Below are 718 nucleotides of genomic sequence, written 5' to 3'. Positions count from 1 at the left end.
GTCGTATTCGCAGGTCAAACCGGCCATCACTTGCACGATACGCGGATCGGCGGCTTTGGCCAGCGTTTCAACTTTGTTCAACAGCGCGACTTTGGCAGCGGAATCAAGGCTTGCAATAGGGTCAATCGCCATGTGGACAGGCTTGCCGTAGGCAGGTGTCGGCACTTTGACGCTGGCCTCGTTGCCGGCCGCACCAATCACGCGCACGGCTTTGGCAGAGCGGTTGATCGAATCGATACACAGGCTGTCGGCGTAGGCAAAAGCGGTTTTATCGCCCGAAACGGCACGCACGCCCACGCCCTGATCAATTTGGAAGCTGCCCGATTTGACGATGCCTTCTTCCAAATGCCAACTTACATAGGCAGTGCGCTGACAATAGATGTCGGCATAATCGACATGGTTGGCGCCGATAATGCTCAGGCTTTGGGCGAGCAAATCGGGGGAAAGATGGTTGGCTTCGAGCAAATCTCGCTGTACGGCGGCGTAGGTTTGTTGCATGATTTTTCAGACGGCCCGACAAGCAGGCAAAGTTAATTTGGTCTTGATTATACGGTATTTTATATGGCTTTGGATATGTTGATTGCTTGGGTTTATGAGTGATTGAAACAAATCAAAAGGCCGTCTGAAATATAGGGTTGAAATGTTTGCCTTACCCTATTTCAATCGGCCTGTTCGTTTGACGTTCAGACGGCCTTTTCAATCATGGCAAAGCCAATAC

At 51.1% G+C, this 718-nt stretch carries 1 protein-coding gene; it reads right to left on the bottom strand.

Going from position 1 to position 718, the window contains the following annotated elements:
* On the bottom strand, nt 1–498 hold a 498-nt coding region (locus tag ACTHUM_RS16590; RefSeq protein WP_440403505.1), incomplete at its 3' end, for a PmbA/TldA family metallopeptidase.
* Nucleotides 499–718 lie beyond the last annotated feature (220 nt).

Source organism: Neisseria sp. P0021.S006, from assembly GCF_051956895.1.
The sequence above is the reverse complement of the archived record's forward strand: the minus strand, read 5'-3'. Positions and strand labels throughout refer to the sequence as shown.